Here is a 14,664-nt window from a genome sequence, read left to right as displayed (position 1 = left end):
GGAGGGATGTCGCTGGTGAGAAAGCAGATCAGCCGAAGCTCAGGCGCAGTGCGAGCGCGGCGAGGGTCAGGGCGAGCACGGGCACCGTCATGACGACGCCCACCTTGAAGTAGCAGTCCCAGCCGATGGTGGTGCCCTTCTTCGCGAGCACATGCAGCCACAGCAAGGTGGCGAGGCTGCCGATCGGCGTGATCTTCGGGCCCAGGTCGCAGCCGATGACGTTGGCGTAGACCATCGCCTCCTTCACCACGCCGGTGGCGCCCGAGGCATCGATGGAGAACGCGCCGACCAGCACCGTCGGCATGTTGTTCATCACGGAGGACAGCACGGCCGCCAGGAAACCCGTGCCCAGGGCCGCGCCCCAGATGCCGCCTTGCGCGAACACGTCGAGCAGCGTCGAGATCCGCTCGGTCAGGCCGGCATTGCGCAGGCCGTAGACCACCAGGTACATGCCCAGCGAGAACACGACGATCTGCCAGGGCGCGCCGCGCAGCACCTTGCGCGTGGCAATGACCTCGCCGCGGGCCGCCACGGCCAGCAGCAGCAGCGCGCCAACGGCCGCCACGGCGCTGACCGGCACGCCCAATGGCTCGAGGCCGAAGAAGCCGACGAGCAGCAGCACCAGCACGACCCAGCCCGCGCGGAAGGTGGCCGGGTCGCGAATGGCATCGGCCGGGCGCTTGAGGCGGCTGGCGTCGTAGCGCGCGGGGATGTCGCGACGAAAGTAGAGCAGCAAGGCCAGCAGGCTGGCGACCACCGCAACGAGGTTGACCGGCACCATCACCGCCGCATAGGCGCTGAAACCGATCCCGAAGAAGTCGGCCGAGACGATGTTGACGAGATTCGACACGATCAGCGGCAGGCTCGCGGTGTCGGCGATGAAGCCCGCCGCCATCACGAAAGCCAGGGTGGTGGCCGGCGTGAAGCCCAGCGCCACCAGCATGGCCATCACGATCGGCGTGAGGATCAGCGCGGCGCCGTCGTTGGCGAACAGCGCCGAGACGGCCGCGCCCAGCAGCACGATGAAGGCGAACAGCCGGCCGCCGCTGCCGCCGCCCCAGCGCGCGACGTGCAGCGCGGCCCATTCGAAGAAGCCGGCCTCGTCGAGCAGCAGGCTGATGACGATCACGGCGATGAAGGTCCCGGTGGCATTCCAGACGATCTGCCAGACCCGCACGACGTCGGGCGGATGCACCACGCCGAGGGCCAGGGCCACCAGCGCGCCCAGCGCGGCGCTCCATCCGATGCCGAGGCCGCGCGGCTGCCAGATGACGAGCACCAGGGTCGCGAGAAAGATGAGAACGGCGGTGAGCATGGGGCGAGCAAACGATGCGGTGCCGACCGTCAGCAGTCGCAGGACGCGCCTTGCGCATCGACCCCGCAGGGCTGCCCCTGGCAGCAGTTCTCGCTCAGATAGGCCAGCAGCCCGTTCATCCGGTCGAACGAGGCGCGGTAGATCAGGTGGCGCCCCTGCCGCTCCTGCGACACCAGGCCCGCGCGGCCCAGCTCCTTGAGATGGAACGACAGGCCCGTGGCCGGAACGCCCAGCGTTTCGGTCAGCGCGCCAGGCGTCATGCCCTGCGGGCCGGCCACGACCAGGGCGCGAAACACGCGCAGGCGCACGCTCTGGGCAAGTGCCATCAGGGAACGGATGACGACTTCTTCTTCCATACTTCAATCATCGTTGAAATATTGAATCGTGGCAACCGACTTCCGGCTCGGCCCGCTCCGGCGCTTGAAACCCCGGCGATTGCCCTTATGATTAGCACTCGCTGTGGTTGAGTGCTAACAAGCCTCGCCTCCAGTCGACGGGCAACCGGTCCTGCGGGATGGGCGCCCAAAAAACCACCACCCAGTTTCTTATCCAGGAGATGCAATGAAACTTCGTCCTTTGGCCGATCGCGTGATCGTCAAGCGTGTTGACAGCGAAACCAAGACTGCCTCGGGCATCGTCATTCCCGACGCCGCCGCCGAAAAGCCCGATCAGGGTGAAGTCCTGGCCGTGGGCCCGGGCAAGCGCAACGACAAGGGCGAACTGGCCGCACTGACCGTCAAGGTCGGCGACCGCGTCCTGTTCGGCAAGTACAGCGGCCAGACCGTCAAGGTCGGCGGCGACGAACTGCTGGTCATGAAGGAAGACGACCTGTTCGCGGTCGTCGAGAAGTAATTCAACAGATCCCCATTCGGAGTAATAGAACATGGCAGCAAAAGACGTAGTCTTCGGCGGTGAAGCCCGCGCACGCATGGTCGAGGGTGTGAACATCCTGGCCAACGCGGTCAAGGTCACCCTGGGCCCCAAGGGCCGCAACGTGGTGCTCGAGCGCTCGTTCGGCGCCCCCACCGTGACCAAGGACGGTGTGTCGGTCGCGAAGGAAATCGAACTCAAGGACAAGCTGCAGAACATGGGCGCCCAGCTCGTGAAGGAAGTGGCTTCCAAGACTTCGGACAACGCCGGTGACGGCACCACCACCGCGACCGTGCTGGCACAAGCCATCGTGCGCGAAGGCTTCAAGTACGTGGCCGCCGGCATCAACCCGATGGACCTGAAGCGCGGCATCGACAAGGCCGTGACGGCCCTGGTCGAAGAGCTGAAGAAGGCTTCGAAGCCCACCACCACGTCGAAGGAAATCGCTCAAGTCGGCTCGATCTCGGCCAACAGCGACGAAACCATCGGCAAGCTCATCGCCGACGCGATGGACAAGGTCGGCAAGGAAGGCGTGATCACCGTCGAAGACGGCAAGTCGCTGGACAGCGAACTGGACGTCGTCGAAGGCATGCAATTCGACCGCGGCTACCTGTCGCCCTACTTCATCAACAACCCCGAGAAGCAATCGGCGCTGCTCGACAACCCCTTCGTGCTGCTGTTCGACAAGAAGATCAGCAACATCCGTGACCTGCTCCCCACGCTGGAACAAGTCGCCAAGGCCGGTCGTCCGCTGCTGATCATTGCCGAAGAAGTCGAGGGCGAAGCCCTGGCGACGCTGGTCGTGAACACGATCCGCGGCATCCTGAAGGTCGTGGCCGTCAAGGCGCCTGGCTTCGGCGACCGCCGCAAGGCCATGCTCGAAGACATCGCCATCCTGACGGGCGGCAAGGTCATCGCCGAAGAAGTCGGCCTGACCCTCGAGAAGGTGACGCTGGCCGACCTGGGCCAGGCCAAGCGCATCGAAGTGGGCAAGGAAAACACCATCATCATCGACGGCGCCGGCGCTGCTGCCGACATCGAAGCCCGCGTGAAGCAAGTGCGCGTGCAGATCGAGGAAGCCACGAGCGACTACGACCGTGAAAAGCTGCAAGAGCGCGTGGCCAAGCTGGCCGGCGGCGTTGCGGTGATCAAGGTCGGCGCCGCCACCGAAGTCGAAATGAAGGAAAAGAAGGCTCGCGTCGAAGACGCCCTGCACGCCACCCGCGCTGCAGTGGAAGAAGGCGTGGTTGCCGGTGGTGGCGTGGCCCTGCTGCGCGCCAAGCAAGCCGTGGGCGACAAGGTCAAGGGCGACAACGCCGACCAGGACGCCGGCATCAAGCTGGTGCTCAAGGCCATCGAAGCCCCCCTGCGCGAAATCGTGAACAACGCCGGCGGCGAAGCCTCGGTGGTCGTTAACGCGGTGCTGGCCGGCAAGGGCAACTACGGCTTCAATGCCGCCAACGACTCGTACGGCGACATGCTCGAGCTGGGCATCCTGGACCCGACCAAGGTGACCCGCACCGCGCTGCAGAACGCCGCCTCGGTGGCCTCGCTGCTGCTGACGACCGAAGCCATGGTGGCTGACGCTCCGAAGGACGAAGCTCCTGCCGGCGGCGGCATGCCCGACATGGGCGGCATGGGTGGCATGGGCGGCATGGGCATGTAATTGCCTCTCGCCCGGCGAGCGCTTCGGCGTTCGGCGGGCGGGTCGTCCAGACACGAAGAAGGCCGGGGTTCGCCCCGGCCTTTTTCATTTCGAGCGCCGTCTCGGCCCCGCCGCGGTCGACGCCATGTCGATCGGCAGCGGCGCATCGGCCTTGACCTCGCGCAGCACGATCGCCGAGCGCACGTGCGTCACGCCGGCCTGCTCGAACAGCGTGGTGTGCAGGAACTGCTCGTAGTGCTTGATGTCGGGCACCAGCACCGTGAGGATGTAGTCGGCCGGCCCGGTGGCCGAGGCGCAGCGCACCACCTGCGGACTCGCGGCCACGGCGCGCTCGAAGTCGCGCACCTTGGCCTCGCTGTGGCGGTCGAGGTTCACCTCGGTCACGGCCGCGAGGTTCAGCCCCACCTTCTCGCGGTCGACGATCACCGTGTAGCCGCGGATCACGCCGCTGGCCTCCATGTCCTTGATGCGGCGCCAGCAGGGCGTGGGCGACAGTCCCACCGCGTCGGCGATCTGCTGCACGGTCTGGCGCGCGTCGCGCTGCAGTTCGTCGAGGATGCGCAGCGAATGATGGTCGAGAGGAATAAATTCGTCGTTCATGGCGATTTTCGAGATGGATATTCCTGATTACAGGGTCACCCTGTAGTGATTCAAGAGAATATTCCTCCTGAGCGAGAACAACAATCTCGCAATGAATTCGAATGACCTCTCTTCGGCCGCAGCCCCCACCCGCGCCGCCGAAACCGCCGCCACGACCACCCTCGCCCGTCCGGGCTACCAGCTCGCCGACAACCTCTGGGCGAACTCGGGCGTGGTCTTCCTCACCGGCACGCAGGCGCTGGTGCGCCTCTTGTGCATGCAGCGCCAGCGCGATGCCGCGCGCGGCCTCGACAGCCGCGGCTTCGTCAGCGGCTACCGCGGCTCGCCGCTCGGCATGGTCGACCAGGCGATCTGGAAGGCCGGCAGCCGCTTCGAGCAGGAGGGCGTGCGCTTCGTGCCCGCCATCAACGAGGAACTGGCCGCCACCCAGGTGCTCGGCACCCAGCGCGTGGAGTCCGACCCCGAGCGCGAGGTCGATGCCGTGTTCGGCATGTGGTACGGCAAGGGCCCGGGCGTGGACCGCGCGGGCGACGCCATCAAGCACGGCAATGCCTACGGCGCCTCGCCCAACGGCGGCGTGCTGGTGGTGGCGGGCGACGACCACGGCTGCGTGTCCTCGTCGATGCCGCACCAGTCCGACCAGGCCTTCGCGGCCTGGAGCATGCCGGTGGTGCAGCCGGCGAACGTGGCCGAACTGGTGGAGTTCGGGCTCTACGGCTACGCGCTCTCGCGCTACTCGGGCACCTGGGTCGGCATGCCGGCGCTGTCGGAGGTGGTCGAGAGCTCGAGCACGGTCGACCTCGACCTGATCCTCGCGCGCAGCGCCGCCTGGCTCGATGCCGACGGCGTGCGCGAGGCCACCGGCCATCGCGCGCCGGCCGACGGCCTGCACTACCGCTGGCCCGACCTGCCCTCGCTGCGCATCGAGTCGCGGCTGGCCGACAAGCACGAGGCGGTGGCCGCGTTCGCGCGCGTCAACAGCATCGACCGCGTGGCGGTCGAGAGCCCCGAGGCCCGCGTCGGCATCGTGACCTGCGGCAAGGCGCACTACGACCTGATGGAGGTGCTGCGCCGGCTCGAGATCTCGACCGAGCGCCTGGCCGCGGCCGGCGTGCGCATCTACAAGGTGGGCCTGAGCTTTCCGCTCGAGCAGACCCGCATGCGCGCCTTCACCGCGGGCCTGGCCGAGGTGCTGGTGATCGAGGAGAAAGGCGCCTTCGTCGAGAACCAGCTGCGCGAGATGTTCTACAACGCGCCGGCCGACGAACGCCCGGCGCTGGTCGGCAAGCACGACCGCGACGGCCGCCCCTTCATCTCGGCGCTCGGCGAGCTGCGGCCCTCGCGACTGATCGAGCGCGTGGCCGAATGGCTCGAGCGCCACGTCGGCGGCGCCGACGGCATCGGCCGCCCGACCGAGCGCGTGCGCGACTTCACGCCGCCCGACCTGCTGGCCAACGCCAGCGATGCCGTGAAGCGCCTGCCCTACTTCTGCGCCGGCTGCCCGCACAACACCAGCACCAAGGTGCCCGAGGGCTCGACCGCGCGCGCCGGCATCGGCTGCCACTTCATGGCCAGCTGGATGGAGCGCGGCACCGCGGGCCTGGTGCAGATGGGCGGCGAAGGCGTGGACTGGATCTCGCATTCCAAGTTCACGCGCGTGCCGCACGTGTTCCAGAACCTCGGCGACGGCACCTACTACCACTCGGGCTACCTGGCGATCCGCCAGGCGGTGGCCGCCAAGGCCACCATGACCTACAAGATCCTGTTCAACGACGCGGTCGCGATGACCGGCGGCCAGCCGGTGGACGGCGTGATCACCGTCGACGCGATCGCGCGCCAGGTCGAATCGGAAGGCGTGGCGCGCGTGGTGGTGGTCAGCGACGACATCCGCAAGTACGACGGCCAGAAGGACCGCTTCCCGGCCGGCACCGGCTTCCACGACCGCAGCCTGCTCGACACGGTGCAGCGCGAGCTGCGCGAGGTGGCGGGCGTCACCGTGCTGATCTACGAGCAGACCTGCGCCGCCGAGAAGCGCCGCCGGCGCAAGAAGGGCGAACTGGCCGATCCGCCCAAGCGCCTGTTCATCAACCAGGCGGTGTGCGAGGGCTGTGGCGACTGCACGGTGCAGAGCAACTGCGTGGCGGTGGTGCCGCACGAGACGCCGCTGGGCCGCAAGCGCCAGATCGACCAGACCCACTGCAACAAGGACTACTCCTGCGCCCAGGGCTTCTGCCCGAGCTTCGTCGGCGTGACCGGTGCCTCGCTGCGCCGCAAGGCCGGCGCGCTGCAGCGCGAGAAGGACGCCGTGCTGGCACGCGCCGCCGCGCTGCCGCAGCCCCCGGGCCACGACTGGGACAACGCGCCCTACGACCTGCTGGTCACCGGCGTCGGCGGCACCGGCGTGGTGACCGTGGGCGCGCTGGTCGCGATGGCCGCGCACCTCGAGGGCAAGGCCGCGAGCGTGCTCGACTTCATGGGCTTCGCGCAGAAGGGCGGCTCGGTGCTGAGCTTCGTGCGCATGGCAAGCCATCCGGAGCGCCTGAACCAGGCCCGCATCGACACCCAGCAGGCCGATGCCGTGCTGGCCTGCGACCTCGTCGTCGGCGCCTCTCCCGAGGCGCTGCAGGCGGTGCGCCACGGCCGCACGCACATCCTCGCGAACCTGCACGAGATCCCGGTCGCCGAGTCGCTGCGCAATCCCGACGCCGAGCTGCACATCGACCTGCTGCTCGAGAAGCTGCAGTTCGCGGCCGGCGAGGAACAGGTGAAGACCTTCGACGCGCAGGCGCTGGCCGAGGAGTTCATCGGCGACACGCTGGCCGCCAACATCCTCGCCGTGGGTTACGCATGGCAGCTCGGCCTGGTGCCGCTGGGCTTCGAGGCGCTGATGCGCGCCATCGAGCTCAATGGCGTGGCGGTCGCCGCCAATCGCCTGGCCTTCGCGCTGGGCCGCATGGCCGCGGCCGATCCCGAAGGGCTCGAGCGCCTGGGCGACACGCTGCAGCCCGCGTCGACGATGGACCTCGCGAACGCGGCCGACGGCGACGACCTCGAGGCCATCGTCGCGCGCGGCGTGGCCCATCTCTCGGGCTACCAGAACGCCGCCTGGGCGCGGCGCTTCGAGACCCGCATCCGCGCGCTGCAGAAGCGCGAATCGGCGCTCGGCGGCGATGCCTCGCTGCCCTTCACGCGCAACGCGGCGCGCAGCCTGCTCAAGCTCATGAGCTACAAGGACGAGTACGAGGTGGCGCGCCTGTACACCGACGGCAGCTTCCAGCGCAGCCTGATGGAACAGTTCGAGGGCGAGAAGATCAAGCTCGAGTTCCACATGGCCCCGCCCTTCCTCGCGCCGCCGAAGAACGGCCAGGCGCCGCGCAAGATCCGCTTCGGTGCCTGGATGCTGCCCGCGATGCGCGTGCTCGCGCGCGGCAAGGCGCTGCGCCACACGCCCTTCGATCCCTTCGGCCGTACGCAGGAGCGGCGGCTGGAGCGCGAGCTGATCGCCCACTTCGAGGCCCGGCTCGACGAACTGGCGCAGGACATGGCGGCCGCCGACCAGAAGCTGCTGGCCGACATCGCCGCGCTGCCGATGACGATTCGCGGCTACGGCCACGTGAAGATCGGCAACCTCGCGCTGGCGCGTGCGCGCGAAGCCGAACTGCTGCACCGCCTGCGGCCGCAGCGCTATCCGGCGCCGGCCTCGACCAAGGCCGCGGGGCAGATCAAGGGTATCGCGATCGTCGCGGCGCACTGAGGCCGCGGAGGCACTCAGGCCGCGAAGGACGCGCGCAGCAGCGGATAGAGCTTGCGAAAGCGCGCATGCCGCGCGCGGTGCCCCGCCGCGGCCTCGGCCTCGGCCTTCGGATCGAAGCGCTGCCGCACCGCGGGCGCGGTGCAGACCGCGGCGATCGCGCCGCCGTCGGCCAGCCAGGCCAGCCGCGCGGCGCCCAGCGCGCCACCGGCCTCGCCACCCTCGGCCAGCGTCAGCGGCACCTCGAGGATGTCGGCCAGCAGCTGCGCCCACCAGCTGCTGCGCGCGCCGCCCCCCACCAGCGCCAGCGCGCCCGCGGGCCGCGCCAGCGTGTCGAGCCCGTCGCGCAGGCCGAAGCTCACGCCCTCGACCACGGCATAGGCGATGTCGTCGGCGCCATGCGCCTGCGTGAGCCCGAACAGCACGCCCTGCGCGTTCGCGTTGTTGTGCGGCGAGCGTTCGCCCGACAGGTAGGGCAAGAAGATCGGCGCGCGCGCACGCGCCGCGTCGTCGAGCCGCGCGGCCGCCGCCAGCAGCGTGGCCTCGTCGCCGAAGCCCAGGTGCCGCGAGGCCCAGCTCACGGCGCTCGCGGCCGAGAGCATCACCGACATCTGGTGCCAGCGGCCCGGCAGCGCGTGGCAGAAGGCATGCACCGCCTGCGCGGGATTCGGTTCGAAGCGGCTCGAGGCGACGAAGATCACGCCCGAGGTGCCGAGCGAGACGAAGCCCTGCCCCGGCTCCACGATGCCCATGCCGACCGCGCTGGCGGCGTTGTCGCCCGCGCCGCCGGCGATCTTCACGTCCGCAGCCAAGCCCCAGCGTTCGGCGAGCGCGGGCTTCAGCATGGCAGAGACCTCGCTGCCCTCCACCAGCCGCGGCATCTGCGCGCGCGTGAGGCCGCTGGCCGCGAGCAGCTCGTCGGACCAGTCGCGCGCGCCGACGTCGAGCCACAGCGTGCCGGCCGCGTCGGACATCTCGCCGACCGCCTCGCCGCTCAGCATGAAGCGCAGCCAGTCCTTGGGCAGCAGCACGCGCGCCACGCGCGCGAAGATCTCGGGCTCGTGCTCGCGCACCCACAGCAGCTTGGGCGCGGTGAAGCCGGGCATCGCGAGGTTGCCCGCGATCTCGCCCAGGCGCGGCACCGCGCGCGTCAGCGCCTCGCACTGCGCGCCGCTGCGGCCGTCGTTCCAGAGAATGGCCGGGCGCAGCACCTCGCCGGCCGCGTCGAGCAGCGTGGCGCCGTGCATCTGGCCCGACAGCCCGATGGCGCGCACCTGCGACAGCGCGGCAGGCTGGTCGGCGCGCAGCTGCGCCATCACCTGCTCGAGCGCCTGCCACCATTGCGCGGGCGATTGTTCGGACCACAGCGGATGCGGCCGGTCCACGGTCAGCGATGCGCGCGCCACGCCGACGATGCGGTGATCGTCGGCGAGCAGCAGCGCCTTGAGCTCGGACGTGCCGAGGTCGAGTCCCAGATACAAGAGAAGCTCCCGGTGGGTTTGGATGAAAGGCGGCGTTCAGGCCATGCCGTTGCCGAAGCGGGTGTCGGCCTGGCGGCGGAACTCGCTGGGCGTCATGCCCTTGATCTCGAGAAAGCGCCGGTTGAAGTTCGCCACGTTGTTGAAGCCGACCTGATAGCAGATGTCGGTCACGTAGTGGTCGGTCTGCATCAGCAGGTGGCAGGCGCTGTTGATGCGCACGCGGTTGACGAAGTCGGTGAAGCTGTTGCCGGTGGAACGCCGGAAGAAGCGGCTGAAGCGGCTCTCGCTCATGCCGAGCTCGGCGGCCAGGTCGGCCATCGAGAGCTGCTCGGTCATGTTGTTGGTGATGCGGTTGACGATGCCGTTGATCTGGTCGACCTGCGCGTCGCCGTCGGCGCCCTGCGCGCCCTGCATCTGCACGCTCGACAGCAGCCGGTAGTCGGTGCACTGCGCGAGGTCGGCCAGGAAGCCCAGGAACAGCCCGAGCCGGCGCACGCCGCGCGCGGCCTTGATGTCGTCCCAGTGCTGTTGCGCCTGCTGCGAGAGGCCGAAGAACTCGATGCCGTGGCGCGCGCGCTCGAGCAGCTGCATGACCTCGCGCAGCTCGGGAATCTGCGCCGCGGCCTGCTCGATCGGCTCGTGCCGGAACTGGATCACGCGGTCGCGCCCGGCGGCACCTCCTTCGGGCACGTCGAGCGAGATCCAGTTGTGCGGCAGCCGCGGGCCGCACAGCACCAGGTGGCCGGGCTGGAACGGCCCGATCCAGTCGCCGATGAAGGCCTTGCCCGAGGTCTCGGTGATCAGGTGCAGCTCGTAGTCCTCGTGGAAGTGCCAGCGCACCAGCGGGCTCGGGAAGCCGTGCGCCAGGCATCGCACCAGGCCGGTCTCCTCGGGCGCCTCGTAGCCCAGCGAGGGCGAACGCGCGAAGTCGCGCTCCAGCTCGGGCTGGCGCTGGCGGGGAATCGAACGCTTGCGGGTGGTGGTGGTCATGGCTGCATGCTCGCTCGCGGGCCGCGCCCGCTGCCAATGCAAGGGTGCTAGAGATTGTCTCCCTGCGCCAGCGCCGCCTGCACGGCCGCCAGCACCGGTGGATCGGCACCCTCGCGGGTGCAGTTCAGGGCCGCGGCGGTGGCGGCGAAGCGCATCACCGCGCGCCAGCCGTCGTCGCCGAGCGCCGCGAGCTGGTCGCGGTGCTCGACGCCCTGGTCGAGCAGCGCGACCGACAGGCCGGCCGTGAAGGTGTCGCCGGCGCCGATGGTGTCGACCACCTGCACGCGCGGCGCGGCCACCGACAGCGGCGCCTTGCCCGCGCGCCACAGCGTGGCGCCCTCGCCGCCGCGCGTGACGATGACGGCGCGCGCGCCCGCGGCCAGGATCTCGGTGGCCAGCGCATCGACCGGGCGATCCGGTGCCAACAGCGCGGCATCCTCGTCGCTGAGCTTCACGAGGTCGGCCATCGCGAACCAGTTGGCGACTCGCAGGCGGTAGGCCGCGAGGTCGGGGATCAGGCTGGGCCGCACATTGGGATCGAACACGATCACGCAGCGGCCCGCGTTGGCGCTCACCAGGTCGGCGATGCGCGTCGCGGCCGGCTCCTGCAGCAGCGAGATCGAGCCGAAGTGCAGGAAGCGGCAGTCGGCCGGCAGCTGCGGCAGCGGCTCGGGCGCCCAGGTCGCGTCGGCGCTGCCGTGCGTGTAGAAGGCATAGCGGTTGGTCTGCGGCGTGCGCTCGACGAAGGCCAGGGTCGAGGGCGCGCTGCTGCGAAGGATGAAGCCGGTGTCGACGCCATTGCGTTCGAGGAAGGCCATCAGCCGCTCGCCGAACAGGTCGGTCGACAGCTGCGTGAAGAAGCCGGTGTGCTGGCCCAGGCGCGCGCAGGCCACGGCCGTGTTGAGCGGCGAACCGCCCTCGTGGCCGAGGAAAGCCAGTGCGCCGGCCTCGCTGGCGGTGAAATCGATCAGGGCTTCGCCCGTGAGTGCAATGCGCATGGTGGAGAAAGGATTTTCTTCGGTCAGTTCAGGGCGCCAGCGTCGTCCAGGAAGCCGCGTTCGGCGGCCAAGGTGGCGGGATGGTCGAGCAGTTCGGCGAACAGGCGCGGCGGGATGGTGATGGCGCCGACGCCCAGCGCGAGCAGCGACAGGTAGGCCTCGCGCGAGCGGATGCTCGCCACCAGCAGCCGCGTGCCCGACGCGGGCCGTTGCGCGACCAGCGACTGCATGCGCGCGATCAGCGCGAGCCCGTCCTGGCCCGCGTCCTCGAGCCGCCCGAGGTACGGCGCCGCATAGGCCGCGCCCAATTGCGCCGCGAAGTGCGCCTGCTCGGGCGCGTAGACGGCGGTCCAGGTCACGGGCACGCCCTGCGCGATCAGCCGCGCGCCGGCCACCAGGCCCTGGCGCGTGGCGGGAATCTTGATGACGAGCTGGCCGGCGTCGAACTTCGGCAGCAGCGAGCGCGCATCCTCGAGCATGCCGTCGACCTCGCTCGAGTACACCTGCGCCTGCACCTGGCGCGCGCCCAGCTCGATGCAGCGCTGCAGCAGGCCGGGCACGTCGGCGCGACCGACACCGGCGCGCCGAAGCAAGGTCGGGTTGGTCGTCACGCCATGGACGACCGGGTGCGGCAGGCAGGCCCGCAACTCCGCGAGGTCGGCGCTGTCGAGGTAGAGATGGAAATCGTCGTTCATGGATCGCGTGCGGCGGGGGCCGGCTATCTTCTCACCGGGCGGCCCGCGCTTCACCGCAAGGAAGGCAAGCGCTCCGATACTTTCCTGACTTCGCTGCAGCGTGCATCGCCACCTCAGCTCATGACGTTGCCGCCATCGACGTTCAAGGTCTGCGCCGTGATGTAGCGCGCCTCGTCGCTGGCCAGGAACACGGCCGCGCCCGCGATGTCGCCCGGCAGGCCCATGCGGCCCAGCGGCACCTCGAGCCCCACGCGCCGCTTCTTCTCGCCGAGGGCCAGTCCCTCGGCCCGGGCGAACAGGCTGTCGACCTGGTCCCACATCGGCGTGTCGACCACGCCGGGCGCGATGCCGTTGACGCGGATGCCGTGCGGCGCCATCGCGAGCGCCGCGCTCTGGGTGTAGCTGATCACGGCGGCCTTGGTGGCGCAGTAGTGCGACACCAGCGCCTCGCCGCGCCGCCCCGCCTGCGAGGCCATGTTGATGACCGAGGCGCCGCGGGTGCCGGCCTCGACCATGTGGCGCAGCACGGCCTGCATGACGAAGAACATGCCCTTCACGTTGACGGCGAACAGGCGGTCGAACGAGGTCTCGTCGCTGTCGAGCAGCGGCGCGAGATCGAACACGGCGGCGTTGTTGAACAGCACGTGGATCGGCCCGAAGGCCACCTGCGCCTCGACCAGCAGGCGCGCGATGGCCTGCATGTCGGTCACGTCGGCCGCGATGTAGGCCAGGCGATCGGGATGGCGCTGCTGCAGCGCGCGCACCGCCTCGGAGGGCGCGGCCGCGCGATCGACCACGCTGCAGCGCGCGCCCTCGGCGATGCAGGCCTCGGCGATCGCCAGGCCGATGCCGCCGCCGGCGCCGGTCAGCAGCACATGGCGATCCTGCAGCCGGGTGCTCATGCCTTGTCGCCGATGAAACTCGCGACACGCCCGCTCGCGCGGCGCACCGCATCGACCAGCCGCGCATCGCCCGCGATCGGGCCCCACAGGCCCGCGTCCGCGCACAGCGCGGCGACCGGGTCGGCCGCATCGCAGATCGCATGCGCCACGGCTTCGTCCATGCCCTGGTCCTGGTAGGCATAGGGCAAGGTGCCGCGGTGCCAGCGCTGCAGGAAGGCCAGGAACAGCGCGGGCAGCATCGCCACGCTGTCGATGGGCTGGCCCGCGGCCAGCCGCTCGCGCACGGTCGGTGCGATGAAGCCAGGGATCTTCGAGAAGCCGTCGGCGGCCACGCGCTGGTTGGTGTCGCGGATGGCGGGATTGCCGAAGCGGTCGAGCACCACGTCGCGGTAGGCCGCGAGATCGATCGGGCTCGGGCTCAGGCAGGGGATGACATCGTCGCTCACGTAGTCGAAGGCCATCTTGCGGATGGCGGCGTCGTGCGTGCCCTCGTGGATGAAGCCGAGCCCCACCAGCGTGCCGGCCCAGGCGATGCAGCTGTGGGTGGCGTTGAGGATGCGGATCTTGGCTTCCTCGTAGGGCTGCACCGAGTCGACCAGTTCGACACCCACGCGCGCCCAGTCGGGGCGGCCGGCCGCGAAGTCGTCTTCGATGACCCACTGGATGAAGCTCTCGCCGGTGATCGCGGCCGCGTCGTCGCGGCCGGTGGCGGCCTGCACGCGCGCGCGCAGCTCGGGCGGCGGGCGCGGCGTGATGCGGTCGACCATGGCGTTGGGGCAGCGGGTGTTGGCCTGCGTCCAGGCCAGCAGCCCGGCATCGCCCGCGCGCTCGATGAACTCGAGCAGGCCGGCGCGGAAGCGCTCGCCGTTGTGGCGCAGGTTGTCGCAGTTCAGCAGCGTGAGCGGGCCCGCGTCGGCCGCCTTGCGCGCGCGCAGGATCGCGCAGACGGCGCCGTAGATGGTCACGCCCGCGCCACCCGCCTCGCCTTTGGCGGCACGCGCGATGTCGGCAGCGAGGTCGGCGAAGGACAGGTCGAGCCGGCCCTTGGTGTCGAGGTAGTAGCCGGCCTCGGTGACGGTGAAGGAGACGATGCGCGTGGACGGCGCGGCGCCGCGCGCGATCGGGCCGGCGAGCGAGGGCTCGTAGGGCAGCACCTCGCGGATGGCCTCGATCTGCTCGTAGCGGTACTCGCCCGCGGGCGACACGGTCTCGAGCGTGTAGCGGCCGCCCTGCGCGCGCAGCGCCTCGACGACCTCGGCCATGTCGGGCCGGATGTTGGCGCCCGAGATCGACCAGCGCGTGTCGCCCGCGTCGATCAGCCGCTGCAGGTAGACCGCCTGGTGTGCCCGGTGGAAGGACCCGAGGCCGAGGTGGAGCACCGTGAACTCCGAGGGAG

At 69.9% G+C, this 14,664-nt stretch carries 12 protein-coding genes; 3 read left to right on the top strand and 9 right to left on the bottom strand.

All coding sequences use genetic code 11. The annotated features are described in order from the left end of the window. Positions 1-28: 28 nt before the first annotated feature. On the bottom strand, positions 29-1,315 hold the full coding sequence (locus ACODT0_RS15360; protein WP_261209705.1) for an arsenic transporter: 1,287 nt from the start codon (positions 1,313-1,315) through the stop codon (positions 29-31). Between the two features lie 29 nt (positions 1,316-1,344). Next, complete coding sequence (locus ACODT0_RS15355) at positions 1,345-1,671, bottom strand: ArsR/SmtB family transcription factor (RefSeq protein ID WP_489041644.1); 327 nt, start codon at positions 1,669-1,671, stop codon at positions 1,345-1,347. Positions 1,672-1,876: 205 nt separating this feature from the next. On the opposite strand from ACODT0_RS15355, the gene ACODT0_RS15350 reads away from it, so the two are divergent. Next, the gene (locus tag ACODT0_RS15350) at positions 1,877-2,167 is read left to right on the top strand and encodes a co-chaperone GroES (RefSeq protein ID WP_007835162.1); all 291 of its coding nucleotides are present in this window, start codon (positions 1,877-1,879) and stop codon (positions 2,165-2,167) included. A gap of 31 nt (positions 2,168-2,198) precedes the next feature. Then, the gene (groL, locus tag ACODT0_RS15345; protein ID WP_261209685.1) at positions 2,199-3,851 is read left to right on the top strand and encodes a chaperonin GroEL; all 1,653 of its coding nucleotides are present in this window, start codon (positions 2,199-2,201) and stop codon (positions 3,849-3,851) included. A gap of 84 nt (positions 3,852-3,935) precedes the next feature. On the opposite strand, the gene ACODT0_RS15340 is transcribed toward groL, so the two are convergent. Next, entirely contained in the window at positions 3,936-4,451 is a 516-nt protein-coding gene (locus tag ACODT0_RS15340) for an Lrp/AsnC family transcriptional regulator (RefSeq protein WP_261209683.1), read from the bottom strand. A gap of 91 nt (positions 4,452-4,542) precedes the next feature. Here ACODT0_RS15340 and ACODT0_RS15335 point away from each other — a divergent pair, with 91 nt between their 5' ends. Beyond that, positions 4,543-8,205, top strand: coding sequence for an indolepyruvate ferredoxin oxidoreductase family protein (locus ACODT0_RS15335; RefSeq protein WP_489041643.1), 3,663 nt, complete (start codon positions 4,543-4,545; stop codon positions 8,203-8,205). 14 nt (positions 8,206-8,219) lie between these two features. On the opposite strand, the gene xylB is transcribed toward ACODT0_RS15335, so the two are convergent. The 6 genes from xylB to dalD form a co-directional block, all read right to left on the bottom strand. After that, complete coding sequence (xylB, locus tag ACODT0_RS15330) at positions 8,220-9,683, bottom strand: xylulokinase (RefSeq protein WP_489041642.1); 1,464 nt, start codon at positions 9,681-9,683, stop codon at positions 8,220-8,222. A gap of 36 nt (positions 9,684-9,719) precedes the next feature. Further along, positions 9,720-10,673, bottom strand: a complete 954-nt coding sequence (locus tag ACODT0_RS15325) for an AraC family transcriptional regulator (RefSeq protein ID WP_057594072.1) — start codon at positions 10,671-10,673, stop codon at positions 9,720-9,722. Positions 10,674-10,720: 47 nt separating this feature from the next. After that, complete coding sequence (locus tag ACODT0_RS15320) at positions 10,721-11,671, bottom strand: carbohydrate kinase family protein (protein WP_261209675.1); 951 nt, start codon at positions 11,669-11,671, stop codon at positions 10,721-10,723. Positions 11,672-11,694: 23 nt separating this feature from the next. Then, positions 11,695-12,366 (bottom strand): transaldolase family protein, encoded by a 672-nt coding sequence (locus tag ACODT0_RS15315; RefSeq protein WP_479671741.1) that lies wholly within the window; start codon positions 12,364-12,366, stop codon positions 11,695-11,697. Positions 12,367-12,479: 113 nt separating this feature from the next. After that, positions 12,480-13,268: an L-iditol 2-dehydrogenase gene (locus ACODT0_RS15310; protein ID WP_489041641.1), complete on the bottom strand. Its 789-nt coding sequence runs from the start codon at positions 13,266-13,268 to the stop codon at positions 12,480-12,482. Beyond that, entirely contained in the window at positions 13,265-14,647 is a 1,383-nt protein-coding gene (gene dalD, locus ACODT0_RS15305; protein WP_489041640.1) for a D-arabinitol 4-dehydrogenase, read from the bottom strand. Before dalD ends, ACODT0_RS15310 begins: the two co-directional genes overlap by 4 nt. Between the last annotated feature and the right edge of the window lie 17 nt (positions 14,648-14,664).

The sequence above is a fragment of the Variovorax sp. FG153 genome (genome assembly GCF_057809595.1).
This window is presented reverse-complemented; position numbering and strand designations above follow the sequence as displayed.